Origin of the sequence: Streptomyces murinus, from assembly GCF_002154555.1 — a bacterium.
Taxonomy (GTDB): Bacteria; Actinomycetota; Actinomycetes; order Streptomycetales; family Streptomycetaceae; genus Streptomyces; species Streptomyces murinus.
This window is the reverse complement of the sequence record NZ_MUNF01000760.1, coordinates 1-688: the sequence shown is the minus strand read 5'-3', so window position 1 is coordinate 688 and position 688 is coordinate 1. Positions and strand designations below refer to the sequence as shown.

Genomic DNA, 688 nt, shown 5'->3' with positions numbered 1-688 from the left:
CCGGCCGGCCGGCGCGGTCCTGCCGTCCCTGCTGGGGCTGCCCGACGGGCTGCTGATGGAGGAGTACCTGCGGACGGCGTCGATGTCCGGGCTCACCGGGGACCTGGCCTGGCTGGACTGCGGCAGCGGCGCCGACGGCCTGCGGCGGCCGTGGGAGCTGGGACCCGACGGGGCGCACGGACTGAGCAGACAGCAGCGGGACGCGGTCCGCTTCCGGGTCGCCAAGGGCATCAAGGGCCGGCCGGGCGACGCACCCGAGGGGTGGCGCAGGTGGGCGGACGCGGTGTTCCATCCGCCGCAGCCGTGGCGGCAGTTGCTCGGCGCGGCGGTCCGGGCGGCGGCCGGTGCGCCGGGAGTGGGCGAGAACCACAGCTACCGGCGGCCTTCCCGCCGCTCGGCCGGTGTCCCCGGGGTGCTGCTGCCGAGCCTGCGCCGCAGCCCGCCCCGGGTGTGCGTGGTGATCGACACCTCCGGTTCGGTGAGCGACGCCGAGCTGGGCAGCGCGCTGCTGGAGGTGGCGGCGATCTCCCGGGCGGTGGGCGGCCGGCGGGACCTGGTCTCGGTGATCTCCTGCGACGCGGCGGCCGGGATCGCCGTACCGCTGTGCCGCGCGGAGGACATCCCGCTGGTCGGCGGCGGGGGCACGGATCTGCGCTCCGGCTTCGCCCGGGCGCTGCGCTCCCGCCCC

General features: G+C 77.9%; 1 protein-coding gene. It reads left to right on the top strand.

Annotated features, from left to right (window positions below):
* Positions 1 to 688 (top strand): vWA domain-containing protein (locus CCN72_RS34495; RefSeq protein ID WP_244174623.1); only part of this gene is annotated, 688 nt, incomplete at both ends.